Origin of the sequence: Pseudomonas sp. NFX224 (assembly GCF_048565165.1) — a bacterium.
Taxonomy (GTDB): domain Bacteria; phylum Pseudomonadota; class Gammaproteobacteria; order Pseudomonadales; family Pseudomonadaceae; genus Aquipseudomonas.
This window is the reverse complement of sequence record NZ_CP183416.1, coordinates 2,785,313-2,810,843: the sequence shown is the minus strand read 5'-3', so window position 1 is coordinate 2,810,843 and position 25,531 is coordinate 2,785,313. Positions and strand designations below refer to the sequence as shown.

19 protein-coding genes, 1 tRNA gene and 3 pseudogenes are annotated in these 25,531 nt (G+C 59.2%); 16 read left to right on the top strand and 7 right to left on the bottom strand.

Translation table 11 applies throughout. The annotated features are described in order from the left end of the window. The first annotated feature begins 236 nt into the window (after positions 1-236). Positions 237-1,907 (top strand): putative bifunctional diguanylate cyclase/phosphodiesterase, encoded by a 1,671-nt coding sequence (locus tag ACNYC6_RS12595; protein WP_419712559.1) that lies wholly within the window; start codon positions 237-239, stop codon positions 1,905-1,907. A gap of 37 nt (positions 1,908-1,944) precedes the next feature. Here ACNYC6_RS12595 and ACNYC6_RS12590 read toward each other — a convergent pair whose 3' ends face one another. Next, entirely contained in the window at positions 1,945-3,342 is a 1,398-nt protein-coding gene (locus tag ACNYC6_RS12590; protein WP_419712558.1) for a NorM family multidrug efflux MATE transporter, read from the bottom strand. Between the two features lie 158 nt (positions 3,343-3,500). Here ACNYC6_RS12590 and ACNYC6_RS12585 point away from each other — a divergent pair, with 158 nt between their 5' ends. The 8 genes from ACNYC6_RS12585 (at position 3,501) to ACNYC6_RS12550 (ending at position 12,301) form a co-directional block, all read left to right on the top strand. Continuing rightward, positions 3,501-4,421, top strand: coding sequence for a LysR substrate-binding domain-containing protein (locus tag ACNYC6_RS12585; RefSeq protein WP_419712557.1), 921 nt, complete (start codon positions 3,501-3,503; stop codon positions 4,419-4,421). 185 nt (positions 4,422-4,606) lie between these two features. Beyond that, positions 4,607-6,583 carry a methyl-accepting chemotaxis protein gene (locus ACNYC6_RS12580; RefSeq protein ID WP_419712556.1) on the top strand — a complete coding sequence of 659 codons (1,977 nt, stop codon included), beginning with the start codon at positions 4,607-4,609 and terminating at the stop codon, positions 6,581-6,583. A gap of 255 nt (positions 6,584-6,838) precedes the next feature. Continuing rightward, on the top strand, positions 6,839-8,344 hold the full coding sequence (locus ACNYC6_RS12575; RefSeq protein WP_419712555.1) for a YdgA family protein: 1,506 nt from the start codon (positions 6,839-6,841) through the stop codon (positions 8,342-8,344). Positions 8,345-8,489: 145 nt separating this feature from the next. After that, positions 8,490-9,053, top strand: a complete 564-nt coding sequence (locus tag ACNYC6_RS12570) for a YbhB/YbcL family Raf kinase inhibitor-like protein (protein WP_419712554.1) — start codon at positions 8,490-8,492, stop codon at positions 9,051-9,053. A gap of 87 nt (positions 9,054-9,140) precedes the next feature. Further along, positions 9,141-10,853, top strand: a complete 1,713-nt coding sequence (locus tag ACNYC6_RS12565; protein ID WP_419712553.1) for a vWA domain-containing protein — start codon at positions 9,141-9,143, stop codon at positions 10,851-10,853. A 1-nt stretch (position 10,854) separates the two neighbouring features. After that, a complete protein-coding gene (locus tag ACNYC6_RS12560) occupies positions 10,855-11,421 on the top strand; it encodes an RNA polymerase sigma factor (RefSeq protein ID WP_338584117.1) in 567 nt (188 codons plus the stop codon). Continuing rightward, positions 11,418-12,020, top strand: coding sequence for a hypothetical protein (locus ACNYC6_RS12555; RefSeq protein ID WP_419712552.1), 603 nt, complete (start codon positions 11,418-11,420; stop codon positions 12,018-12,020). Before ACNYC6_RS12560 ends, ACNYC6_RS12555 begins: the two co-directional genes overlap by 4 nt. A gap of 20 nt (positions 12,021-12,040) precedes the next feature. Next, on the top strand, positions 12,041-12,301 hold the full coding sequence (locus ACNYC6_RS12550) for a hypothetical protein (RefSeq protein WP_419712960.1): 261 nt from the start codon (positions 12,041-12,043) through the stop codon (positions 12,299-12,301). Between the two features lie 35 nt (positions 12,302-12,336). On the opposite strand, the gene ACNYC6_RS12545 is transcribed toward ACNYC6_RS12550, so the two are convergent. From ACNYC6_RS12545 to ACNYC6_RS12530, 4 genes and pseudogenes are all read right to left on the bottom strand, one after another. Then, on the bottom strand, positions 12,337-13,188 hold the full coding sequence (locus ACNYC6_RS12545; protein ID WP_419712551.1) for a hypothetical protein: 852 nt from the start codon (positions 13,186-13,188) through the stop codon (positions 12,337-12,339). Between the two features lie 178 nt (positions 13,189-13,366). Continuing rightward, positions 13,367-13,495 (bottom strand): annotated as a pseudogene (locus ACNYC6_RS12540) (YgjP-like metallopeptidase domain-containing protein); the annotation flags it as partial. Positions 13,496-13,564: 69 nt separating this feature from the next. Next, a pseudogene (locus tag ACNYC6_RS12535) lies at positions 13,565-13,924 on the bottom strand (helix-turn-helix domain-containing protein); the annotation flags it as partial. 110 nt (positions 13,925-14,034) lie between these two features. Further along, positions 14,035-14,111: transfer RNA gene (locus ACNYC6_RS12530), tRNA-Arg, on the bottom strand. Positions 14,112-14,460: 349 nt separating this feature from the next. Here ACNYC6_RS12530 and gabD point away from each other — a divergent pair. The 3 genes from gabD (at position 14,461) to ACNYC6_RS12515 (ending at position 18,717) form a co-directional block, all read left to right on the top strand. After that, entirely contained in the window at positions 14,461-15,903 is a 1,443-nt protein-coding gene (gene gabD / locus ACNYC6_RS12525) for an NADP-dependent succinate-semialdehyde dehydrogenase (RefSeq protein ID WP_419712550.1), read from the top strand. 185 nt (positions 15,904-16,088) lie between these two features. Continuing rightward, positions 16,089-17,366 carry a 4-aminobutyrate--2-oxoglutarate transaminase gene (gene gabT, locus ACNYC6_RS12520; RefSeq protein ID WP_419712549.1) on the top strand — a complete coding sequence of 426 codons (1,278 nt, stop codon included), beginning with the start codon at positions 16,089-16,091 and terminating at the stop codon, positions 17,364-17,366. Positions 17,367-17,502: 136 nt separating this feature from the next. Continuing rightward, a complete protein-coding gene (locus ACNYC6_RS12515; protein ID WP_419712548.1) occupies positions 17,503-18,717 on the top strand; it encodes an HDOD domain-containing protein in 1,215 nt (404 codons plus the stop codon). Positions 18,718-18,750: 33 nt separating this feature from the next. Here the strand turns inward: ACNYC6_RS12515 and ACNYC6_RS12510 are convergent, their stop codons facing one another. Beyond that, entirely contained in the window at positions 18,751-19,740 is a 990-nt protein-coding gene (locus tag ACNYC6_RS12510; RefSeq protein WP_419712547.1) for a GGDEF domain-containing protein, read from the bottom strand. Between the two features lie 148 nt (positions 19,741-19,888). Beyond that, positions 19,889-21,073 carry a delta-9 fatty acid desaturase DesA gene (gene desA / locus ACNYC6_RS12505; protein ID WP_419712546.1) on the bottom strand — a complete coding sequence of 395 codons (1,185 nt, stop codon included), beginning with the start codon at positions 21,071-21,073 and terminating at the stop codon, positions 19,889-19,891. Positions 21,074-21,220: 147 nt separating this feature from the next. Here desA and dibA point away from each other — a divergent pair. The 4 genes and pseudogenes from dibA (at position 21,221) to cysT (ending at position 25,528) form a co-directional block, all read left to right on the top strand. Further along, positions 21,221-23,146: pseudogene (gene dibA / locus ACNYC6_RS12500) on the top strand (phosphodiesterase DibA). A 218-nt stretch (positions 23,147-23,364) separates the two neighbouring features. Then, positions 23,365-23,547: a sulfur starvation response protein OscA gene (oscA, locus tag ACNYC6_RS12495; RefSeq protein ID WP_022643503.1), complete on the top strand. Its 183-nt coding sequence runs from the start codon at positions 23,365-23,367 to the stop codon at positions 23,545-23,547. 79 nt (positions 23,548-23,626) lie between these two features. Continuing rightward, positions 23,627-24,640 (top strand): sulfate ABC transporter substrate-binding protein, encoded by a 1,014-nt coding sequence (locus ACNYC6_RS12490; RefSeq protein WP_419712545.1) that lies wholly within the window; start codon positions 23,627-23,629, stop codon positions 24,638-24,640. A gap of 69 nt (positions 24,641-24,709) precedes the next feature. Beyond that, positions 24,710-25,528 (top strand): sulfate ABC transporter permease subunit CysT, encoded by an 819-nt coding sequence (cysT, locus tag ACNYC6_RS12485; RefSeq protein ID WP_075948581.1) that lies wholly within the window; start codon positions 24,710-24,712, stop codon positions 25,526-25,528. Positions 25,529-25,531 lie beyond the last annotated feature (3 nt).

Genomic DNA, 25,531 nt, shown 5'->3' with positions numbered 1-25,531 from the left:
GGGCCGGCATTTTAACAGGCTCAGCAATTTGTGCTGCTCTCTCCGACTTGTGACGTACAACGCGATCTCTAATTGCCGGTTTTGTTACTTTCACGCAGGATGCGCAACGTGCTTGCGTCTAATGTTCGTAATTCCGGAAACAAAGGCCTCGTTTGATAACTGATGTCATTGGTCATTGGTTATCAGCACGGCATAATGCCCATCGCCTACATCTTTGCAGAATCTAGGGAGCTAGCTTGTCTACGCCTGTCGAACCCTTGCGTTTGCTGCTACTGGCCGAAGAGCCAGCGTGGGCAGCGTTGTTGCGCGAGTGTCTGGCTCCGATGGGGAGCTCGGCCGTGCTCATCAGCGCGCCGAGTTGGGAGTCGGTCAGCAGTCTGTTCGATGACAACCGCAGTGCGGTGTTGTTGACGATCCCGGCCCTTCAGCCGGCACCGGGCCGTTGCTGTCTGCCGACGGTGTTGCTGCTTGAACATGAGCCCCTGACCCCGCCCGATGGTGTAAGCGACTGGCTGGTCCGCGATCATCTCGACTCGGGCATGCTGCGCCGTTGCCTGCGTCATGTGCGGGAGCGCGGCGTCCTGGAGACCACCCTGCAACGCCTGGCCGAGCAAGATCCGCTCACGGGCATCGCCAACCGCCAAGGTTTCCAGACTCTGTTGACGGCACGACTGGCGGAACACGACGGACGCGGCCTGGCCCTCGGTCATCTCGACCTCGACAATTTCCGTTATGCCAACGATGCGCTCGGTCACCAGGCCGGTGACCGCCTGATCCTGCAAGTGGTCGCGCGGCTCAAGAGCCAGCTGGAGGCCGGTGATCAACTGGCACGGCTGGGCAGCGACGAGTTCGCCTTGCTCATCGACACCCGTCGCGCCCCGCAGCGCGCCGAATGGATGGCCGAACGCATCACCGAAGCGCTGGCCGAGCCCTATTGGATCGACGGCGAGAGCCTGCTGATCGGCTCCAGCCTGGGCATCGCCCACGCCCGTGCCCAGGCTGGCGCCGACCCGCTGATGTGGCACGCGCACATCGCCATGCAGCAGGCCAAGAGCACCCAGGGCTGCACTTTTCACATCTTCAATGAACGCATCAACCGCAATGCCCGCAGCATCGCCGACCTCGAAACCGAGCTGCGCCGGGCGTTGCGCCGTGATGAACTGGAACTGCATTACCAGCCACGCTTGAACCTCGAAGACGGGCAGATCGTCGGCCTCGAAGCCTTGGTGCGCTGGCGCCATGCCGAGCGTGGCTTGCTGCCGCCGAGCGAATTCGTGCCGCTGGCCGAGCAAAGCGGTTTGATCGTGCCGCTGGGTTACTGGGTGATTTCCCGGGCCTTGCGTGACATGCAGGCGTTGCTGGAACTCGGTTTGCCGCCGCTGCACATGGCGATCAACCTGTCGTTCCGCCAGTTCCAGGACAGCCAGTTGCTGTCGACCCTGAGCCGGTTGATTGCCGAACGCGGCGTCGAGGCGCAGTGGCTGGAATTTGAACTGACCGAAACCGCGGTCATGCGCCGCAGCGATCTGGTCAAGCAGACCATGGATGCCCTCGGGCGTCTGGGTGTGCGCTTCTCCCTTGATGATTTCGGTACCGGGTTCTCGTCGTTCGTGCACCTCAACAGCCTGCCGATCACCTTGCTGAAGATCGACAAGAGTTTTGTCGGCGGCATGGAGCAACGCGAAGAGAACCGCAAACTGGTCCATGCGATGATCAACCTGGCGCACAACCTCAACCTTGAGGTCGTCGCTGAAGGCGTGGAAACGTCGGAGCAGATGGACTTGTTGCGCGGATTCAATTGCGATCAGGTGCAGGGTTACCTGATCAGCAAACCGCTGCCGCTGGCGGAGCTGGTGGATTACCTGATGTTTGGTTCCGGCGAGCAGAGCATCGTCGAGGCCATTTAAAAGATCGCAGCTTGTCGCAGGCTGCGATCTTTTGATCCTAATCCGGTTGAATCACCCGAAAACTGCCTCGTGCCGAAGGCTCTCGCCGAATCATCCGCTTCATCTTCCACTCAAACGCCAACGTCAGGCTCACCGCCGAGCACGCTAACCCCAGCGCCAACCCCCACCAGACACCCGTCGGCCCCCAGTTCAGATGGAACGCCATCCACCACGCGGCCGGTGCGCCGATCAGCCAATAGCAGGCCAAGCCAACCAGGAACGTGGTCTTGGCGTCCTTGAGTCCGCGAATGCAGCCCATGGCGATGGTTTGCGTACCATCGAACAGCTCGAACCATGCCGCCACCGCCAGCAAGCTCACGGCCAGGTTGATGACCTCGCGGAATGCCGGATCGTTGTGATCAAGGAACAGGCCGATCAATTGATTCGGCAGCAACCAGAACACCATCGCGAAGCACAACATCGCCGCCGCACCGAAGGCGATGCCGACCCGTCCCGCCAGTCGCGCATCCAGCAGTTGCCCAGCGCCGTAATGCTGGCCGATGCGCATGGTGATCGCGTAGGAAATGCCCGCCGGGACCATGAACGCCACCGAGACGATCTGCAAGGCGATCTGGTGCGCCGCCAGTTGCGTACTGCCCATGGTGCCCATGCACAGCGCCGCGAAGGCAAACAGCCCGACTTCCACCGCGTAGGTGCCGCCAATCGGCAGGCCCAGGCGCCACAGTTCTTTCAAGTACTGCCGGTTGAGCCGCAGCAACCCCGCACGCAGCGGATAGGCGTCATAAGCCGGGTGCCGGCGAATGTGCCACGCCAGCGCCAGCGCCATGAGGTTGGCGACGATCGCGGTGACCAGGCCGATGCCCATCAAGCCGAGTTTCGGCAGGCCGAACATGCCGGTGATCAACGCGTAATTGAGCAGGAAGTTGGCCACCGTGCCGCCCAGGCTGATGACCATCACCGGCGTTGCACGGCCAATGGCGCTGGTGAACCCGCGCAAGGCCATGAAGCTCAGGTAGCCGGGCAGGGCGAAGGGCAGGAAGATCAGGAATTGCCCGGCGGCCTGGACGTTGCTTTGCGTCTGGCCGAACAACAGCAGCACCGGTTTGAGGTTCCACAGCAATAGCCCGCCGCCCAACGCCATCAACCACGCCAGCCACACCCCGGCCTGTGTCAGCCGGGCCGCGCCAAGTATATCGCCGGCGCCCTGACGGATCGCCACCAGGGTACCGACCGCCGCGATCACGCCAATGCAGAAAATCGACACGAACGAATAGGTCGCCGCGCCAAGCCCGCCACCGGCCAGCGCCTCGGGACTCAGGCGCGCCATCATCAAGGTGTCGGTGAGGACCATCAGCATGTGCGCCAACTGCGAGGCAATCAACGGCCCCGACAGCCGCAGGATGGCCCAGAGTTCAATACGTGCTGGATGCTGCATGGTCATCACGCTCGATTTTCAAAGAGTACAGGAGAGCACCGATTTTCGGCGCTCTGATGCGTTTGCACAAAGGGATAAAAAGGATGGGTGGCATGATTCAAACTCATGCTGGAGAGTTTCTGCTAGGGTGGCTCAATCCCGCTGTAGGAGCTTTCCTGATGTCACGTCGTCTTCCTCCCTTATATGCCCTGCGCGCATTCGAAGCGGCGGCGCGACACAGTTCGTTCACCCGCGCCGCTGAAGAGCTGTCGATTACGCAAAGTGCGGTCAGTCGGCATATTCGTACGCTCGAGGAGCATTTTGCCTGCCGCTTGTTTCACCGCAGCGGCCGCAACTTGCAGCTAACTGAATCAGCGCGCTTGCTGTTACCGGGCATTCGCGAGGGCTTCACCGCCCTGGAGCGTGCCTGCAATACCTTGCGCGCCGAAGACGACATCCTGCGCATGAAAGCTCCCTCGACCCTGACCATGCGCTGGTTGCTGGCGCGCCTCAGCCGCTTCCGCCATTTGCAGCCGGGCAACGAAGTGCAATTGACCAGTGCCTGGATGGATGTCGACTCGGTGGACTTCAATGACGAGCCGTTCGACTGTGCGGTGCTGCTGAGCAATGGTCATTTCCCGCCGGACTGGGAGGCGAGTTACCTGTTTCCCGAGGAATTGATTCCAGTGGGCGCGCCCAACCTGCGGGGCGATCAGCCGTGGGGCGTCACGCGCCTGGCCAACACCGAGCTGCTGCACCCGACGCCGGATCGGCGCGACTGGCGCAATTGGCTGGAGCGCATGGGCCTGGCCGATCAGGTGTCGCTCAAGGGCGGGCAGGTGTTCGATACGCTGGAACTGGGCATGATCGCTGCAGCGCGGGGCTATGGCGTGTCCATGGGGGATCTGCTGATGGTGGCGGAAGATGTGGCGCAAGGACGCTTGAGCCTGCCGTGGCCGACCGCCGTCGCCAGCGGCGAAAAGTATTACCTGGTGTGGCCGAAAACCCGCCCCGGCGGCGAGCGCATGCGTCGGCTCAGCGACTTCCTGCAAGGTGAAGTCCGGGCGATGGAATTGCCGGATGTCGTGCACTTGAGCTGAAACGATGAAGCCGCTGCAATAGTGGCCTTCAGCTATATCCTGCCTTGCTGCTCAAGTATTACCGTTCGCCGCCGAAAATCTTCACGTGGGACCTTCGTGCAGGTTCGACGCTACCCCCATTATTAGAAATTTTGCTGAGCATGCGTCGCGATCAGGATGATCCGGTCGCTCGGCCAGGAGCTGTCATGTCTCAACCCCGTGCCCGGATCGCTTCACAGCTTGGTCTTGCGCTCGCTGTGATTCTGGCGATCGTCATTACCGGCAGTACCTTGTTCGCCCTGCGCTCGCTGGACTCGGCCAACCTCGCTACCCGCGAAGAGCATCTGGCCAGCGAAGCCCGATTGCTGGCCGATCAGTTGAGTACCTTTCACAGCACGTTGCGTGAAAGTACCCAGCGCCTGGCGGGGTTGTTCGAGACGCGCTTCACCAGTGGGCTGAGCGTGCATCCGGACGAGCCAGTGGTCGTGGCAGGCACGCAGACGCCGGGCCTGCACCTGGGCAACGTGGTGCTCAACAACAACTTCAAGGAAGTGGACGAGTTCAAGCAGATGACCGCGGGCGTGGCCACGGTGTTCGTGCGCAGCGGTGAAGACTTCATTCGAGTCAGCACAAACGTCACCAAACAAGACGGCAACCGCGCCATCGGTACGGTGCTCGACCACGCGAACCCGGCTTACGCCCGTTTGATGGCGGGGCAGAGCTTCGTGGGTCGCTCCCTGTTGTTTGAACGCTTCTACATGTCGCAGTACACCCCGGTGCGCGACAGCAGCGGCAAGGTCATTGCGGTGTTGTACGTCGGTTTCGACTACACCGACGCGCAGAAGGCTCAGTTCGAAAACCTCAAGCGCTTTCGCATCGGCCAGACCGGCTCCCTGGCGCTGCTGGACGAGCAGAACAAATGGCTGGTCCCGATTGCTGGCGTAGAGGCGCTGGACCAGGCCGTCCCGGCCATCAATGCCCTGGCGAAAACCCCGGGTAAGGGCGAGTTCTGGAGCGACAAATCCGAAGACTTCTACAGCATCGCCGTGCCGTTCGAAGACGGGCCGTGGTCGGTGGTAGCGAGCATGCCGAAGACCGAAATCAGCGCCGTGACCTGGAGCGTCGGCATCCAGTTGGCCATCGGCAGTCTGTTGGCGATGTTGCTGGCGGTGGGCTCGGCGGTCTGGCTGTTGCGCAGCAAACTCGCGCCGCTGAGTGATCTGGTGCGTCAGGCCGAAGCCTTGGGCGCCGGTGATTTGAGCGTGCGCCTGAGCGTATCGAGCAACGACGAAATCGGCCAACTGGCGCGTGCTTTCAACCAGATGAGCCAGGCGCTGTCCACCATGGTCGAGCACATCCGCAACGCGTCAATGGAGGTCAACAGCCGCGCCCAGGCCTTGTCCGGCTTGTCCGGCGGCGCTTACGAAGGGATGGAGCAGCAATCCGGCGAAATCACCAGCATGGCCGGTGCCGTGGAAGAGTTCAGCGCCACGTCCCTGAACATCGCTGACAACATGGGCAACACCCAGCGTCTGGCCCAGGAAAACGCACAGCAAACGCAGATCGGTCGTACCTCGATGGACGAAGCATCCTCGTCGCTGGAGCAAATCGCCGGTGCATTGAACAGCACCGCGACAGTGATCAATACCCTCGGCCAGCGCTCCCAGGAAATTGGCGGCATCGTCGGTGTGATTACCTCGATTGCCGAACAGACCAACCTGCTGGCGCTGAACGCCGCGATCGAAGCCGCCCGTGCCGGTGAGCAGGGTCGGGGATTCGCAGTGGTGGCCGACGAAGTGCGTAACCTGGCCTCACGGACTCGCCAGGCTACGGACGAAATCTCCGGAATGATCCAGAGCATCCAGCAGGAAACCGGCAACGCCATCAGCACCATGGAACAGGGCAATGTGCTGATGCAAGAAGGCTTGTCGCGCAACGCCAACGTGGCATCGGCACTGGCACGGATCGACGAACAAAGCCGTTCGGCCGGTCAGCAATTCGCCGCCATCACCACTGCCACCCAGGAACAGAGCAGCACCGCGACCTTGCTCAGCAGCAACCTGCAAAGCATTGCGCTGGCGAACAGCGAGCAGCGTGAAGTGGTGTCCAACCTGGCCGTCACCGCCAAAGAGCTGGAAAAACTGGCGGCGGATTTGCGTTCCGAGGTGGATCGGTTTCGTTGAAGTACCTTTGACATAGCCATCGCGAGCAGGCTGTAGCTCCTACAGGATTACGCATATTCCGGTAGGAGCTGCCGAAGGCTGCGATCTTCCATATACGACACAACTTCACAGACACTCTTTAACCTTTAATGAATGGGCCACCCCGGGCGCCTGATGCTAATCTGCAACCCACTTCAAGCGCTGTCGTGACCGCAACCCGTCTGGGTTCAGGGAAGACGACCACACCTTCAACAACGGACATTGAACGGGTCATACATGAATAAATCAGCAGGCGTGCTTCTGGGAATTGTGGTCGCCATCGGGGCCATCAGCGTCGGCGGTGCCTGGTACACCGGCACCAAAATCGAAAGCGTATTGAACACTTCCCTCGCCGACGCCAACCAGCAATTGCAGGCTGCGCTGGTCGGTCACAAAGGCACGGCCACGCTGGAACTGGTGTCGCTGGAACGTCACGTATTCAGCAGCACAGCGCACTATCGCCTCAAGGGCGAAGGTGAAATGTTTGGCGAGGCACCGGTCGAACTGCTGTTCGTCGACCATCTGGAACACGGTCCGCTGCCTTTTTCGCGCCTGCTGTCGTTGAAGTGGTTGCCGGTCATGGCCACCAGTCATTACGAACTGGAAAAAACCCCGCTCACCGGGAAATGGTTCGCCGCCGCCAAGGGCGCTTCGCCGCTTACCGGCGTGGTCAACATCGGCTACGACAACTCCACCAACGGCACGCTTGAGTTGCTGCCTCTGGAAACGGCCCTGGACGACAAGTCCAGCCTGAAATTTTCCGGCCTGAAGCTTGACGTTGCGGCCAGTGCCCAGGCGCAAAAGGTCAAGGCCGATGGCTACATGGACAGCCTGAAGCTGACCACCGTTTCGGAAGACCAGGCACCGGTGCAGGTCGAGTTGAGCGGCCTGACGCTGGCCAGTAACCTGACCAAAAGCACCTACGGCTATTACACCGGCGACAACACCGTCGAGCTGAGCAACAGCAAAACCACCTTCGGCCCGAAACAGTCGGTGCTGGGCTTCAAGAACTTCGAAATGAAGAACCAGACCGCGGAATCGGGCACCAGCGCTTCCGGGCGTGCCGATTACAAAATCGGTGAAGTGTCCCTGAACGGCAAGACGGTGGGTTCTGCGCAAATGGCCCTGAGCCTGAAGAATCTCGACATTCCGGCCACGATGGCTTTGATGCAGGTTTACCAGGCCAAACTGCAACCCTACGAGCAGGCCGCCGCCGAGGCTGCCGAGGCTGGTTTGCCGGCGCCGGAATTGAACCTGACTGAAGCAGAAGAAGCGCAGCTCAAAACCAATCTGGAGCAATTGCTTGCGGCAGGTCCGCAGGTGGCACTGGAGAATCTTTCGTTCAATACGTCCAACGGCGAGAGCCGCGCCAACCTGGTACTTGACCTGACCAAGCCACAAACGATCGATCTGCCGGCCGACCAATTGGCCAGACAACTGATCGCACTGCTGGACTTCAATCTGCAAGTGTCCAAGCCGATGATCGTCGACGTGCTCACCGTACAATCGCAGATCGACGGTCAGACCGACGCCAAACTCATCGCCGATCAAGCCACCGCCACGGCCGACATGTTCAGCAGCATGGCCGTTGGTAGCCAGTTGGCAAAACTGGACGGCAAGAACATCGTGACCAAACTGCATTACGCCAACAATCAGGTGGATTTCAACGGCCAGAAAATGACCGTCGAAGAGTTTGCCGGCTTCCTGATGAGCAAATTCGGTGGCGCTGACCCGGTTCAATAAGCCCCTGATCGCTCTCCAGACAGGCGTTTCTCTGGAGAGTCTGGCGCTTGACGCGAGGTTCATCCAATTGCCACTGCCACCGCGTGAACGGTCCGGCTATAGTTTGCACGCCGACGACGGCCCAACACGCACAAGGTGCTGCGCAATGACCCGATTGACCTCACTGAAACCTTGGCTAGCGGCCGTAGCCGTCGCCTTTTGCGTGCAACTTCCGGCACACGCTGCCCAGGAACGTTTCACCCTGAACATCCCGGGTGTATCGGATGACCGCTTGTTCACCTCGGCGGCTGCCAGCGATGCGCCGGGCTGCGGCGGGCACAACGTTTCACCGGCATTGGCCTGGAACGCCGGCCCCGCCGGCACGCTCAGCTACGCCATCGTCATGCACGACCCGGATGGCCAGAAAGGCCAGGGCGTCGATCACTGGGTGCATTACGGCATCAAGGCCGGCACCCATCAGATTGCTTCCGGTGTCGGCGCCAAATCCGCGCTAGAAGGCGTGGGCGGCACCAATAGCAAAGGCACCACCGGTTACGTCGGCCCTTGCCCGCCCGTTGGCGACAGCGCGCATCACTACATCATCCAGCTCTACGCTCTGGACCTTGCCCCGGACGCCTTGCCGGCCGGCCTGACCCGTGCGCAATTTCTGGAAAAAATCAAAGGCCATGTGCTGAAAAACAGCAGTGTGGTGCGGCGTTATCACCGCTGAAAAATATTGAGCGCGACTTAACCCGAATCGAAAGGGCTGCCCGTCTCAGAGGATGAATGGATCAATTTCCTCCTGAGGTCAGCCCCCATGTCCCTCCCTCTGCATTTCCTCCGCCCGGCCGCCCAGGGTTTTACCGCCGGGTTGCTGTTGGCCATTGCCGGTTGCGGTGCTTCGTCGAAACCCGAGTCTGCAGCGGTGCCGCCAGCGGCCCAGCCTGAGTTGAAAACCGAAGCGCTGGTGCAGCATGAGAGGATCGCGGCCGATGCATCGATGACCAAGCGCAGCGTGCGTGCGGCCCCCGTCGCCAGTTTGACGCCGATGCCTGCCAGCGAGGCTTATCCACAGGGCTATCGCGATGAACAGCGAGAGCAGTATCAAGCGCTGGCGGATAACCCGATCCACAGTGTTGCCCAAACGCCGGTCTCGACCTTCAGCGCGGACGTTGACACCGGTGCCTACGCCAACGTCCGCCGCTTGCTCAACCAAGGTCGCCTGCCGCCGGAAGGGGCGGTGCGGCTGGAGGAGATGGTCAATTACTTCCCTTATGACTACGCCTTGCCGACGGATGGCTCGCCCTTTGGCGTGACCACTGAACTGGCCGCATCGCCGTGGAATCCGCATACCCGCTTGCTGCGCATCGGTATCAAGGCGTCGGACCGTGCAGTCGCGGAACTGGCCCCGGCGAACCTGGTGTTCCTGGTGGACGTGTCCGGCTCGATGGATCGCCGCGAAGGCCTGCCGCTGGTGAAAAGCACGCTGAAATTGCTGGTCGATCAATTGCGTGAGCAGGATCGGGTGTCATTGGTGGTCTACGCCGGCGACTCGCGGGTGGTGCTGGAGCCGACTTCCGGACGGGAAAAAGCGAAGATTCGTACAGCCATCGACCAGTTGACCGCTGGCGGCTCCACCGCCGGGGCATCCGGCATCGAACTGGCTTATCAACAGGCGCAACAGGCGTTTATCCCCAACGGCATCAACCGTGTCCTGCTCGCCACCGACGGTGACTTCAATGTCGGCATCAGCGACTTCGACAGCCTCAAGCAAATGGCTGTGGATAAACGCAAGTCTGGCGTGTCCCTGACCACCCTGGGGTTCGGTGTGGATAACTACAATGAACACTTGATGGAACAACTGGCCGATGCCGGCGATGGCAACTACGCCTACATCGATAACCTGCGCGAGGCGCGCAAGGTGTTGGTGGATCAGCTCGGCTCGACCCTCGCCGTGGTGGCAAAAAACGTCAAGCTGCAGGTGGAGTTCAATCCGGCGCAGGTCAGTGAGTATCGCTTGCTCGGCTACGAAAATCGCGCGTTGAAACGTGAGGATTTCAGCAACGACAAAGTCGATGCCGGCGAAATCGGTGCAGGACATACGGTGACGGCGTTGTACGAAATTGTCCCGACGGGGGAGAAGGGTTGGTTGGAGCCGTTGCGCTACGGCAAACCTGGCGTTGCTGTTTCCGACAAGAACGGCGAATTGGCAATGCTGCGCGTGCGGTACCAGTTACCGGAAGGTGGGAATAGTCGCTTGATCGAGCGTCCGATCGTCAACGCTCCGATGGGTAAACCCAGCGATGATCTGCGCTTTGCGGCAGCGGTGGCGGCGTTTTCCCAGCAGCTCAAGGATGGGCGTTATACCGGCGAATTCAGCCTCAAAGACACCGAAGCGCTGGCCCGTGGCGCACGGGGCGAGGATCGCTACGGCTTACGCAGCGAGTTCGTGCAATTGGTGGAGCTGGCGCAGAGTCTGCGCACCACCACAGCATCCAATAGTCAGCCGCTCAAGGGAGGCTACAACTGATATGTCAGCCGCTGAAGCGAGCGATGAATCACTGCTGGCGCGCTATCGTTCGGGGGACGGGCCGGCGTTCGAGATTTTGTACGCCCGTCATCGCCAGGGGCTTTACCGCTTCCTGCTCGGCCTCAGCGGCAAAGCCGAGCTGGCGGAAGAGGTTTATCAGGACACCTGGTTGAGCCTGATCCGCAGCACCAGTCAGCCACAGGGTCGGGCGAATTTTCGTACCTGGCTCTACCAGATTGCTCGCAATCGCCTGATCGATCATTGGCGTAAACACGGAATCCACAATCCCTTGCACGACAGCTATGACGAACAGGCCCACGCGGTGATCGACAATGCGGCTGATCCCGAGCAACTGCTGAGCCTGAGTCGCGACAGTCAACGTCTCGAAACCGCCCTGCAAAACCTGCCCGCCGACCAGCGTGAAGTGTTTCTATTGCGGGCCCACGGCGAACTCGACCTGCCACAAATCGCCACCCTCACCGAAACCCCGCTGGAAACCGTCAAGAGCCGCTTGCGTTACGCCCAGCAAAAACTGCGTCGGCTGCTGGCCGAGGAGGTACTGACATGACTGACGCTCGTCCTACGCCCGAAGACGAAATGGTGAAACATTTTCGTGAACATGCGACAGGTGAGCCGTCGGCCCATCTGGATTCATTCATCTTGGCCGCCGCACATCGTGAAGTTCCGGTGCGCCAACCGAGCCTTTGGCAACGCTGGGTGCAAGCCTGCCAGAAACCTCGTTGTCAAGTGGCATTCGCCAGCCTCGTCGGCTTGGCCTTGATGTTGGCGCTGGTGCAGCGTTCTCCGGAGCCGTCGCAGAGCTACGATTTCGCCCCCAAAGCCTCCGCGCCACAAGCCAAAAAAGAGTTCGCCGAAACGCCAGCGGCGGCTGCCCGCTCACTGGCCGCCCCGGCACCTGCAGCCCCAATGGCGGATTTCGCTGCACCCGCACAAAGTGAATCCTTCAATGCTGAAGTGGCCGAAGAAGCCAAAGCCAGCAAGCGCGCTGCTGCGCCGGTGAAGTCCCTGGATGAACAGCTACGGGAAGTACTCCGCCTGCAAAAGACCGGGCACAAGCAAGCGGCCGATAAACTACTGGCCGACCTGCACAAACGCTTTCCCGACGAAAACCTCACCGCCCGACTCAAGGATTTGCAGGAAAACTGATCGGCACAGTGCTCGACAATTTGGCATCAAGGCCCGAAAGCGCGCACTATCAGGCCATAGTCGATGCGTTGGAGGATGCCGTGACAAAAAAAATCGACCGCATCGCCCAAATGCTCAACTGCCCACAAAAGGGCGAGGAACTGCGGCGAGCGATTACCGAGAGTCGTAAGGATTTTCTGCTTAATCAGCCGGAGGAGGATGTCGCTGAAGACGAAGTCCCTGAAGAGGAGATGTTCGAGGACGACGATGAATACGACGAGTTCGACTGGACTACGGAATGAGGAAAAACCGCTTTGGCGGTTTTTCTGTGCTAGCGCTAGCCATATTTCTGGACTCGATGGCTCCCGATCACATTGCTTATGTTCACATGGAGAGCCACGCACTCGATTAGACAATCAAAGCCTATCTCCATACGTACGTAGCACCCCTTTTCAAGGCGCGTCACGATAGTTCTGAGTGGTCCGTCAAATCGGTGACCACTTATTTCCATGTCACTAATGCCTGTGATGGAGACATCAAATTCGCAGTAACTGAAGGCGTCGCTGGGTGGCCAGTGGGGTGGGCGAAATGTCAGGCTATCAAAATAACCTTCGGCACTTACTGTCAGCCCATCACCAAGGCAGATAGGCCCTTTGGACATCAGACCAGTTGGAGTAGCGGCCATTTTGAAAACCGACTTCCATGCATCAGCGTTGTCGACACTGAACAGCCAATCTCTGGAGCCAAGGTCTCGCTTGGGTATTTCCCTGCACATGCGCAAAGTAGGGAGACTAAAGCGTTGTAAATCTTCATGCCAAAGTTCGGTGGCTACATCCCGAATAGCCTGGAATAACGTCCGAGGATCAGCGATCTCTGGCCAATTGCATGGCCAAGTCCAGAGTTCATTTTCATCTTCTTCATCTTCCCAGATCGAAGCGAAGTCAAAGTCCGGATCGGTTAATGCCTCCTCAAGCAAATCAAACTGTGCTTGCCGGTGACGAAAATTTTCCCAAGAATTTCGTTTCAAACAGTACCGTCTAATAAGTAAGTCGCGGTCAGTAGGGTTGTTGGGATCATACTTGCACAACTCCTCACCCAAGGTTTCCTCTCTGTCATACACCTCGAAGAAACCAACAAGGTATGAAAGTCTTGGTACATAAGGTTTTTTTAGGTGCGGATCTAGCAGCATTCAAGGTGTCCCGTTCATTTTTTGAAGGGCGTATAGGAACGGTCTTTAGCGCGTAAGGAAAGATCAGAGATGTATCAGAATTTTTTGAGCTCTAATATTTAGCTTTCAAGCCAACCAGCCCGTCGACCCAAAAAAGTGGCTTACAGGCTGAGGAAAATAAGCGAACTGTTTTCGACTACTAGGTTTCTTCCCTTTTCGGTAGATCGCTCAGAACGAGAGAAGCCATTCCATCCAGCCGCGCTTTGACCTTTTCCCAATGCGGCATCACCTGCGCCAGCAGCCTATAAAAACGCTCACTGTGATTGTACATAGCGATGTGACAGAGCTCGTGAAGGATGACGTAGTCAATGCATTCGCGTGGCGTTTTGCCGGGTCGCTTTTTTACGATGGATACACCGTAGTCGTTCTTCAAGACGTTTACGACAGCCTCGAAAAACTGAGCCTTTTGATTGCTCAGCTCAAGTTGTTCTTCAAGCTCTTTGATCCGCTGCTCAGGTGTCAGCGGTACCGTGGGCTCGGCCATGGAGCTCTTCCTCAGCACTCGAATAGACGCGCCATGGCTCCAATCCTGCCGACCATGCTTGCGTAACCACACCAACACCGTTGACCGGCCCTGGATGCCATAGCGCCGTTGAGCCTCTTTATAACTCAACTCGCCCTTTTCGACCTGATCGACCACCGACAATTTAAAAGCCAGCGTGTAATCACGCTGGCTGCGCCTTTTTCCCGTATCCATTGATTCCTCCTGAAGATAAGTCAGAAGGTGTAAACCTTATTCAGGACGGGACACGCCTAACAAAAAAGCCCCAGACCTTACGATCCGGGGCTTTCTCGTTTCTACTAGTATGGTGCACCAGGCGGGATTCGAACCCACGACCCCTGCCTTCGGAGGGCAGTACTCTATCCAGCTGAGCTACTGGTGCAATGCGGGCGCCATGATACTCATATGCATTGCGGGCGTCCATGCTGCTGAATCGCCTGCGTTTTTCCAAAGCGTAACCTGCGTTTGCTACGTTGATCAGAAAAATGCAGCAAAAAAGACGTTTTCGTTCTTTTTTTCGAACGCCCTATTGTCCTTTACCCCCTTTGATCCTAGGATTCGTTTGAGATTTCAAACGCTCTTGTCTGGGTGCTGAACCGCACGAGTTCAATCAGTGCGCTATTTATGTGCTTCAGCCCGGTGAATGATTTCCCTGACGGCAGCCTACAGAGGCGCCTTTCTACAATCATAATTTGCTCCGCGCGTACGCGGTGCTGTTAAGGAAAGCCGACATGCAGCTTAAAGACACCCAGTTGTTCCGCCAACAAGCCTTCATCGATGGCGCTTGGGTTGATGCGGACAATGGTCAGACGATCAAGGTCAACAACCCGGCAACGGGCGAAATTCTGGGCACCGTGCCGAAAATGGGCGCTGCCGAAACCCGCCGTGCAATCGAAGCCGCTGATAAAGCGCTGCCGGCCTGGCGTGCACTGACCGCCAAAGAACGTGCGGGCAAACTGCGTCGCTGGTTTGAACTGATGATCGAGAACCAGGACGACCTGGCTCGCTTGATGACGATGGAACAGGGCAAGCCACTGGCCGAAGCCAAGGGCGAAATCGTTTACGCCGCTTCCTTCATCGAGTGGTTCGCCGAAGAAGCCAAGCGCATCTACGGTGACGTGATTCCGGGCCACCAGCCAGACAAGCGCCTGATCGTGATCAAGCAGCCAATCGGCGTGACCGCTGCAATCACCCCGTGGAACTTCCCGGCTGCAATGATCACCCGTAAAGCTGGCCCGGCCCTGGCCGCCGGTTGCACCATGGTGCTCAAGCCTGCTTCGCAAACGCCGTTCTCCGCGTTCGCCCTGGCCGAACTGGCCCAGCGTGCCGGCATTCCTGCTGGTGTGTTCAGCGTGGTTTCCGGCAGCGCCGGCGACATCGGCAGCGAACTGACCAGCAACCCGATCGTGCGCAAGCTGTCCTTCACCGGTTCGACCGAAATCGGTCGTCAACTGATGTCGGAATGCGCCAAGGACATCAAGAAAGTGTCCCTGGAACTGGGCGGCAACGCGCCGTTCATCGTGTTCGACGACGCGGACCTGGATAAGGCCGTCGAAGGCGCGATCATTTCCAAATACCGCAACAACGGCCAGACCTGCGTCTGCGCCAACCGCCTGTACATTCAGGATTCGGTCTACGACGCGTTCGCCGAGAAGCTGAAAGTGGCTGTGGCCAAACTCAAGATCGGTAACGGTCTGGAAGACGGCACCACCACTGGCCCGCTGATCGACGAAAAAGCTGTCGCCAAGGTGCAAGAACACATCGCTGACGCCGTTTCCAAAGGCGCTACCGTACTGGCCGGCGGCAAATCGATGGAAGGCAACTTCTTCGAACCGACCATCCTGACCAACGTGCCGAAGAACGCTGCAGTGGCCAAGGAAGAAACCTTCGGTCCATTGGCGCCGCTGTTCCGCTTCAAAGACGAAGCCGAAGTGATCGCGATGTCCAACGACACCGAGTTCGGTCTGGCCTCGTACTTCTATGCTCGCGACTTGGGCCGTGTGTTCCGTGTGGCGGAAGCCCTGGAATACGGTATGGTCGGCGTCAACACCGGCCTGATCTCCAACGAAGTCGCGCCGTTCGGCGGCATCAAGGCTTCGGGACTGGGCCGTGAAGGCTCCAAGTACGGCATCGAAGATTACCTGGAAATCAAATACCTCTGCCTGGGCATCTAAGCTCGGCGAGGCATTGCTTCAAGCGCAAAGGGCACGAGAGCGCTGTCCCTTTGCGCCGCTTCAAACCGGAATTTTCTCTGTGGCCGGGAACGCCGTGGCAGTCGATCATCGCATGCTGCCGCCGTTGACTCCCCGCCGCTTAATCCTTGAACCACGCCGACCGATGAGCGGCGAATGAGGAATGTATGAGCAAGACTAACGCTGATTTGATGGCCCGCCGTACCCATGCAGTTCCACGTGGTGTTGGCCAGATTCACCCGATTTTTGCCGAGTCCGCGAAGAACGCCACCGTGACCGACGTTGAAGGTCGCGAGTTCATCGACTTCGCCGGCGGCATCGCCGTACTGAACACCGGCCACGTGCACCCGAAAATCATCGCCGCCGTGACCGAGCAGCTGAACAAGCTGACCCACACTTGCTTCCAGGTTCTGGCCTACGAGCCGTACGTAGAAGTGTGCGAAAAAATCAACGCCAAGGTCCCAGGTGATTTCGCCAAGAAAACCCTGCTGGTGACCACCGGTTCCGAAGCCGTAGAAAACGCCGTGAAAATCGCCCGTGCCGCCACTGGCCGTGCCGGCGTGATCGCCTTCACCGGCGCTTACCACGGTCGCACCATGATGACCCTGGGCCTGACCGGTAAAGTCGTACCTTACTCGGCCGGCATGGGCCTGATGCCAGGCGGCGTGTTCCGCGCCCTGTACCCGAACGAGCTGCACGGTGTGAGCATCGACGATTCGATCGCCAGCATCGAGCGCATCTTCAAGAACGATGCCGAGCCACGTGACATCGCTGCAATCATCATTGAGCCGGTTCAGGGCGAAGGTGGTTTCTACGTCGCGCCTAAAGAGTTCATGAAGCGTCTGCGTGCCCTGTGCGACCAGCACGGCATCCTGCTGATCGCTGACGAAGTACAGACTGGCGCTGGCCGTACCGGCACCTTCTTCGCCATGGAACAGATGGGCGTTGCTGCCGACCTGACCACCTTCGCCAAATCCATCGCTGGCGGCTTCCCGCTGGCCGGTGTGTGCGGCAAGGCCGAATACATGGACGCCATCGCTCCAGGCGGCTTGGGCGGCACCTACGCCGGTAGCCCGATCGCTTGCGCCGCGGCCCTGGCCGTGATGGAAGTGTTCGAAGAAGAGCACCTGCTGGACCGCTGCAAGGCTGTTGGCGAGCGTCTGGTAACCGGCCTGAAGGCTATCCAGGCCAAGTACCCGGTGATCGGCGAAGTCCGTGCCCTGGGCGCGATGATCGCTGTTGAGCTGTTCGAAAACGGCGACAGCCACAAGCCGAACGCTGCAGCCGTGGCGGCCGTTGTGGCCAAGGCTCGCGACAAAGGCCTGATCCTGCTGTCCTGCGGCACCTACGGCAACGTTCTGCGCGTCCTGGTACCGCTGACCTCGCCGGACGAGCAACTGGACAAAGGTCTGGCGATCATCGAAGAGTGCTTCTCCGAGCTGTGATCACTTAGTGTGACCTGATCGACAAAAAACCCGCTTCGGCGGGTTTTTTTATGCCAACCGAAATATAACCGGCGTATTAGCGCTGTATCGAAAGGCCATCGTTCGCTAAGGTTCAGGCATTGCCAGGGAGAGCCGTATGACAGTCGTCAATTTACCCGCTGTTCCAAGAGTGCTGATCGCCGAGGCTGATCCGTGGTCCCGTGACCTGCTCAAGGAGGTCTTGTTGAATGTACGTTGCGATGCGCGGCTGGATCTGTGCGCCGACGGCCAACAAGCGCTGGAGCTGCTGGCGGCCAACCCCTATGACCTGGTGATCGTCGACTGGGAGTTGCCCGGTGTCGACGGCCTGAATGTGTTGCGCAGTGTCCGTCAGCGCAAACGCCATCCACCGCTGCCCTTCATTCTGATGAGCAGCCGCAATGATAGCGCCAGTGTGCGTGAAGCCCTGCCACTGGCGCCTGCCGCGTACCTGACCAAACCGCTGAACATGGAAAGCCTGACCCATCGCTTGCAGGATTTGCTGCTCAACGCCGGTGAGGAAGTCTCGTGTGAGGTGCCGTCGCTGGCGCCGGGCATGACCTTGTCGGTGTATCTGGAGCGCCGTCGTGCACTGGCGGAGGGTGCGCCGCTGATGACGGACGTGCAGTCGGCGGTCAAGCGCAGCCTCAATCCCAACGGCCTCGATCTGACAAAACTGGAAGACGAGATCCGCACTGACCCGCAAATCACCGCTGTGCTGATCGCCGCGGCCAACAGCGCAGCCCAGCACCATGGCGCCACGGTACAAACCCTGGCCCAGGCGCTGCACCGTTTGGGCACCGGGCAAAGCATGAACCTGATTCTGGGCCTGGCCCTCAAGCGTAGCGCCAAACTCAGCGACCCCTACCTGGCGGACTACGCCGAGCGTTATTGGGAGTTGTCGCTGCACACGGCGGAATACGCCCGGACGCTGGCGCGCCTGCTGGATCTGGATCAGGCGCGCTGCTATTGCGCTGGCATGTTGCATCGCCTCGGGGATTTGGCGTTGCTGCGTTGCTTGCAGGAATGGAAGCAGGCCGGTGGCGAGTTGGACGAGCAGGAAGCGGTGGGCGAAGCGCTCGCCGAGTTCGGCGCGGCATACGGTTCGGCGCTGCGTACGCGCTGGCGTCTGCCGCTGGAGCTGCGACAGTTGATTGCAGCGGTCTACCAGCTCGGTGGCGGGGTTTACTCCCGAGAGGCGCTGGTGATGAACATGGCGGCGCAACTAGCGCGTCTGACTGAGCATGACGGGATCGAAGAACTGGCCAAGAGCCGGACGGCACGGCTGCTCAAGATCGGGTTGCCGGAGTTGATGCGGATGCGCAAGAAGTAAATTTCACGCTAGACCCTTGTGGGAGCAGACCTGTCAGCCCACGATAATCCGGTTTTTGCCCTCGCGCTTGGCCTGATACATCGCCGCGTCCGCCCGGGCAAACAGGCTTTCCACGTTATTATCCTCGGCAGTGAGGCTGGTCAGCCCCTGGCTGACGGTGATGCCGAAGGACTGGCCGTCGTGGCTGAAACTCAGGCGCTGGATCTCCCGTTGCAGGCGCTCGGCCACTTGCAGGGCCATCTCCGGCGTGCAGCCGGGGAATACCGCAGCGAACTCCTCGCCGCCAATGCGCCCGAACAGATCGCCACGGCGCAGCGCCGCGCGGCCCCTGTCGGCGATGTGTTGCAGCACGTTGTCGCCTTCCTGGTGGCCGTAGGTGTCGTTGACCACTTTGAAGTCATCGATGTCCAGCATCAGGAACGACAGTGGCGTGCCTTTTTGCCGTGCCAGTCCGAATTCCTGGTGCGCGCCATCGAAGAAGTGGTGGCGATTGCTGCTCTGGGTCAGGGCATCGGTGGTGGCCAGGCGTTGCAGCTCGGTTTCCATGTGCTTTTTTTCGGTAATGTCTTCGGCGAGGCCGACGATGATCACCGGTTGCCCCGGCTCGGCCTGGCGGTTGATGAAGCATTTGTCGCTGAGCCAGCGCACCTTGCCTTCGGCGTCGATGATGCGGTATTCGCGGTCTTCAACGGCGTCTTTGACCAGCACCTCCGCCAGGCTGCGCTCGGCGTATTCCAGATCGTCGGGGTAAACGCTGTCGCGCCAATGGTTGTAGTCGGACAGCAGCAGGTCGGCGGACAGGCCGAAAATTCGTTCATAGGCGGGGCTGACGTACAGCACCTGACGGGTTTCCCAGTTGAAGGCCCAAAGCACCGCGTTGACGCTCACCAGCAGGGTGCTGAACAGCTGTTCGCGTTCGCTCAGGCGCGCCACTTCACCTTGGGCACGCATCAGTGCCATCAGGGTTTGCGCGGCCTTGGGCCACTGCGTTGGAGAGCGGTCTTTCAGGTTGTCATTGACCATCGGTACAAATCTCAAAGGGCATGCACCGCCTTAAGTTCGAAGCGGCCACAACGAAGCACGCCTGGATGGCGAAGTGTCTTTGAGAGGGGGGATTTGAGGCGAAGTTCCGAAAGGTGCGCCCCGGAAAAGGGCGCACCGATCAACGGCATCAGGCCGCGGTAGGGCGCAGGGAGTAGGTTTTCAACTGATCGGCAAAGTCGCGCAGGGATTGAATCCCGCTGGCTTCGGCTTCGTGCACCCAGTCCTTGATGGCGGCGAGCATGTCGTGACCATTCGAGCTGGTCTTGACCCAGATCTGCTGCAAGGCGAGGCGTTTCTCGTAAATTACCTTCAGCGCCTGGCTGTGTTCGAGCATGGTCTGGATGCGTACGTGATGCTTTTCGTCCAGCAGGCTGGTTTCCCGGGAGAGCAGGCGCTTGGCGCGGTGGAACTGGTGGCGGACCGAGTGATCGACCTTTGCCAGTTCTTGCTTGACCAGCGGGCCGATCACCAATTTGCGGTATTGGGCCATGATCTGGAAGCGGTTGTTGAGGATCGCCATGGCGGTGTCCATGTCCAGGCTGCCCTTGCCTTCGACGCGGTGGGCGATCGGCGCAACGCGCTGGACCTTGGCCAGGCGCAGGAAGCTGAAGACCTTGATCCAGGCCCAGCCCATGTCGAATTCCCACTTCTTCACCGACAGTTTTGCCGAGTTAGGGTAGGTGTGATGGTTGTTATGCAGTTCTTCGCCACCGATCAGGATGCCCCAGGGCACCAGATTGGTTGCCGCATCGCGGCACTCGAAGTTGCGGTAGCCGACGGCATGGCCCAGGCCATTGACCACGCCGGCGGCCCACACCGGAATCCACATCATCTGGATGGCCCAGATGGTGATGCCGATGGTGCCGAACAGCAGCAGGTCGATGACGCCCATGAGCGCCACGCCCAGCAGCGGAAAGCGGGTGTAGAGATTGCGTTCGATCCAGTCTTCGGGGCAGTTCTTGCCGTAGATGCGCAGGGTCTCGGGGTTTTCCGCTTCGGCGCGGTACAGCTCGGCACCTTTGCGCAGAACGGTGGACAAGCCCTTGACGACCGGGCTGTGCGGGTCATCTTCGGTTTCGCACTTGGCGTGGTGCTTGCGGTGGATGGCGGTCCACTCGCGGGTGTTCTGCGCCGTGGTCAGCCACAGCCAGAAGCGAAAGAAATGTTTCAGGCCAGCATTCAACTCAAGCGAGCGATGGGCTGAGTAACGGTGCAGATAGACCGTGACGCCGACAATCGTCACGTGGGTCATCAGCAGGGTGACTGCCACCAGTGACCAGGGCGACAAGCCGAGAAAACCTTCGTACCACATAGGCTATAGGGCCCTCGATAAAGAAAAAAACAGCCGTTGCATTATCACCAAGCCCACAGAGAAAACCAGTCGCCCTTTCAGATAAGAGTGGCTGGATGTGTCTTTCACCTATAATCCCGGCATTTTTGTAGGGACATGGACAGTCTCATGTCTGCCAGCTATCGCGATGCCGTGCGCGCAGCGCTGCTTTACCTGTTGCTTTCGGTGGTCTGGCTGCAGGTCAGTGACTATTTATTGAACAGTTTCTTCGATAGCTCAGTCGAGCTATCACGATGGCAACTGATCAACGGTTATGCCTGGGTCATGTTCAGCGCCGGGCTGATCTTCATTGCCCGGACGCGCTTGCTGCGTTGTCTGGGAAGGCGCCAGGCTACGCGAACGTAGCGAAGATCGTGAACGTTTGCGACAGGCAGCTGCGGTGTTTGATTGCACCCGTCAAGGCGTGCTGGTCACTGATCGCGAAGGCTTGATCGTTCACGTCAATCCGGCCTTCATGCAGATCACCGGTTATCAACGCGAGGAAGTGCTGGGTCAGCGCCCCAGCCTGTTCAAGTCCGGCCGTCACTCGGCGGACTTCTATCAGGTGATGTTTTCGACGCTCGACAGCGTAGGCGAGTGGAGCGGGGAAATCTGGAACCGCCGCAAAAGCGGTGAAATCTATCCGCAATGGCAGACCATCCGCATCATCCGCATCATCCCGACGATTCGGGGCTGCTCAGCCATTACGTCGCGGTGTTTTCCGATATCAGTGCGATCAAAAACTCCGAACAAGAACTGGTGCACTTGGCGCATCACGATCCGCTGACGGGCTTGCCCAATCGCCTGCTGTTCACTGATCGCACCGAACAGGCTCTGGCGTCGGCGCAACTCCACAAGCGCGGTTGCGCGTTGCTGATGATCGACCTGGATCATTTCAAGATGATCAACGACAGCCTCGGGCACACCATCGGCGACCAGTTGCTCAAAGCGGTAGCGGAGCGCTTGAAGGCGATATTCGGATCAGGCATCACCCTGGCGCGACTGGGCGGCGATGAGTTCGCGGTGCTGGCCGAGAGCTGCCCGCAATTGGGTCAGGCCGCAGCGCTGGCCCAGCGCATCATCGACAGTCTCAAGGAGCCGTTCCCGATCGACGGGCATCAGCTGTTCATCAACACCAGCATCGGCATCAGCCTGTTCCCCGGCGATGCGTTGAGCGCCGAACAGTTGTTGCGCAATGCTGATTCCGCGCTGTTCAAGGCCAAGAGTGCCGGCCGCAATGGTTATGCGCTCTACACCGAGGAGTTGACTGCCCACGCACAGCAGCGGGTCGAGATTGCCTTCGAGTTGCGGCGCGCCCTGGATCAGCAAGAGTTGCGAGTCTATTACCAGCCGGTTCACGACCTTCAGACCTGCCGGTTGATCGGTGTCGAAGCGCTGGTGCGTTGGGAGCATCCGCTGCGAGGCCTGGTGTCTCCGGCCGAATTCATCCCCGTGGCGGAGCGAACGGGACTCATCGCCGAAATCGACGTCTGGGTGATGCGGCAGGCGTGCCGGCAAATGTGCCAATGGCAGCAGACCGGGGTGGTGTTGTCGTTTGTCGCGGTGAACGTTTCCTCGCGGCTATTCGCTCGCCGTGAGTTGTACCAGCAAGTGGCGCAGGTGCTGCGTGAGACTGGTCTGACCCCGGACTGTCTTGAGCTGGAGGTCACCGAGAGCGCGGTGATGGAGGACCCGGAAGTTGCGCTGGAGCAAATGCATCGCCTGCGCGAATTGGGTGTACGGCTGGCTATCGACGACTTCGGCACGGGTTACTCGTCGCTGTTGCGGCTCAAGCGCTTGCCGGTGCAGAAGCTCAAGATCGATCAAGGGTTTGTCGCCGGTTTGCCTGGGGACGAGGATGACGCCGCTATTGCACGGGTGATCATCGCCCTGGCGCAGAGCATGGGCATGCAGGTGCATGCGGAAGGAATCGAGCAGGTCGAACAGGCGGCGTTCTTGCTCGAACACGGCTGCCATCTGGGGCAGGGCTATTGGTTTGGGCGGCCGGTACCGGTTGGGCAGCTGGATTGGGCTCATGCGCCATTAATCAACTAACACAAAACCTGTAGGCGCGAGCTCACTCCCACAGGGTTTTATGTGTTTCTCAAAGACATATACCCCCGCAAACCCTTGTCCCGCCAAATAATGTCTTTTGGTTATATAAACATTCTTAAATAGTCTTTTTAAGAATATCAGAGCCTCTCTACTATTGGTTCCACGCCGCAAGCAGTGCCGACACTGCGAGGCAACCTCTCAGTTGAAGGAGCAGCACCATGAGCGCATCCCTGCGTAGTGTCGACGGTCAAGACGAAGCAACCATCCTACGTGAAATCCAGAGCGCCCTGCGCGATCTGCGTTTTGGCGCCGTGGAAATCACTGTGCATAACGCCCAGGTGGTTCAGATCGAGCGCAAGGAAAAATTCCGTTTGCAGCAGCCGGGCAACAAACCGAGCTGAAGCTGAGCGTCATCCGGCAACCCGATTCCAACACTCCATAAGAAAAGCCAACACACCAAGAATTCCAGGAGCTTTCACCATGTCGTCGATTCGTCATTTCGCTTTGGCCGCCCTGGCCAGTGCCCTTTTTGCTGGTTCCGCGGTTGCCAAGGATTACGAGTTGCTGAACGTGTCGTACGACCCGACTCGTGAGCTGTACCAGGATTACAACGCCGAGTTCGTCAAGTTCTGGCAGAAGGATCATGCCGGCGACACCGTGAAAATCCAGCAGTCCCACGGTGGTTCGGGCAAGCAGGGCCGGGCGGTGATCGACGGTCTGCGTGCCGACGTGGTGACCCTGGCCCTGGCCGGTGACATCGACGAAATTGCCAAGCTCGGCAAGACCCTGCCGGCGGACTGGCAAAAACGCCTGCCGGAAGCGAGCACGCCATACACCTCGACCATCGTATTCCTGGTACGCAAAGGCAACCCGAAAGGCATCAAGGACTGGGGCGATCTGGTCAAGAATGACGTCTCGGTGATCACGCCGAACCCGAAAACCTCCGGCGGTGCCCGCTGGAACTTCCTTGCGGCCTGGGCCTATGGCCTGAAAGCCAACGGTGGTGACGAAGCCAAGGCCAAGGCATACGTGCAAACCCTGTTCAAGCACGTGCCTGTGCTGGACACCGGTGCTCGCGGTTCGACCATTACCTTCGTCAACAACGGTCAGGGTGACGTGTTGCTGGCCTGGGAAAACGAAGCCTTCCTGGCGCTGAAAGAAGACGGTGGTGCCGACAAGTTCGAGATCGTCGTGCCTTCGCTGTCGATCCTTGCCGAGCCTCCGGTAGCTGTAGTCGACAAAAACGCCGAGAAAAAGGGTAACGAGCAGATCGCCGAAGCGTACCTCAAGCACCTGTACAGCCCGGCCGGCCAGGAAATTGCGGCGAAAAACTTCTATCGTCCACGGGACACGGACGTGGCCTCCAAGTACGCCCAGCAGTTCCCGAAACTGGAACTGGTGACCATCGACAAGGATTTCGGCGGCTGGAAAACCGCTCAGCCGAAATTCTTCAATGACGGCGGCGTATTCGACCAGATCTACCAGGCACAGTAATCTTAAATAGCCACCAACGAGCCCTGGATTTACTTTCGGGGCTTTGTGCGTTCTCAACCAAGGACTTTTATGTCGCGTCGTATCTCCCCCGTCATACCCGGCTTCGGGCTGACGCTGGGCTACACCTTGGTGTACCTCAGCCTGATTGTGCTCATACCACTGGCGGCGATGTTCGTGCATGCCGCTCAACTCACCTGGGATCAGTTCTGGGCAATCATCTCGGCACCGCGGGTGCTGGCGGCGTTAAAGCTGAGCTTTGGCACCGCGCTCTATGCCGCGATCATCAACGGCATCATCGGCACGCTGCTGGCCTGGGTGCTGGTGCGCTATACCTTCCCTGGACGCAAAATCATCGACGCAATGATTGACCTGCCGTTCGCATTGCCCACGGCGGTGGCCGGTATTGCGCTGACCGCGTTGTACGCCCCCAACGGGCTGGTGGGTCAGTTTGCAGCGGACCTGGGTTTCAAGATTGCCTACACCCCTCTGGGCATCACCCTTGCCCTGACTTTTGTGACACTTCCATTCGTAGTACGTACCGTACAGCCAGTATTGGCCGATATTCCTCGTGAAGTGGAAGAAGCGGCGGCGTGCCTCGGTGCGAAACCATTCCAGGTTTTCCGCCATATCCTGGTGCCGGCGCTGTTGCCGGCCTGGTTGACCGGTTTTGCTTTGGCCTTTGCCCGCGGGGTCGGCGAGTACGGTTCAGTGATTTTCATCGCCGGCAACATGCCGATGAAAACCGAGATCCTGCCGTTGCTGATCATGGTCAAGCTCGACCAGTACGATTACACCGGCGCTACCTCCATTGGTGTACTGATGTTGGTGGTTTCTTTCATTTTGCTGCTGCTGATCAACTTGCTGCAGCGCCGCATTGAAACCCCATAAGGA